The sequence below is a fragment of the Aquibium pacificum genome (assembly GCF_040839445.1).
Taxonomy (GTDB): domain Bacteria; phylum Pseudomonadota; class Alphaproteobacteria; order Rhizobiales; family Rhizobiaceae; genus Aquibium; species Aquibium pacificus.
Genome location: NZ_JBDPGJ010000034.1, coordinates 1 through 369 on the forward strand (window position 1 = coordinate 1; position 369 = coordinate 369).

The 369-nt window shown below is 53.7% G+C and carries 1 protein-coding gene; it reads left to right on the forward strand.

Annotated elements, in window-relative coordinates; all coding sequences use genetic code 11:
• The coding region (gene rplW, locus ABGN05_RS30050) for a 50S ribosomal protein L23 (protein ID WP_367957720.1) at window positions 1-369 on the forward strand (369 nt) is incomplete at both ends.

Below are 369 nucleotides of genomic sequence, written 5' to 3' on the forward strand. Positions count from 1 at the left end.
CCGAAAGCGAAGAAGGAAGCTCCTGCCCCTCCCAAAGCCGAAGCCAAAGCGAAGGCCTTGAAAGCCAAGAAGGCAGTGCTGAAAGGCGTCCACAGCCACAAAAAGAAGAAGATCCGCACGTCACCCACCTTCCGGCGGCCCAAGACCCTGCGGCTCCGGAGGCAGCCCAAATACCCGCGAAAGAGCGCGCCCAGGAGAAACAAGCTTGACCACAATGCCATTATCAAATTCCCCCTGACCACTGAGTCAGCCATGAAGAAGATAGAAGACAACAACACACTTGTGTTCATTGTGGACGTCAAGGCCAACAAGCACCAGATCAAACAGGCTGTGAAGAAGCTCTATGACATTGATGTGGCCAAAGTCAAC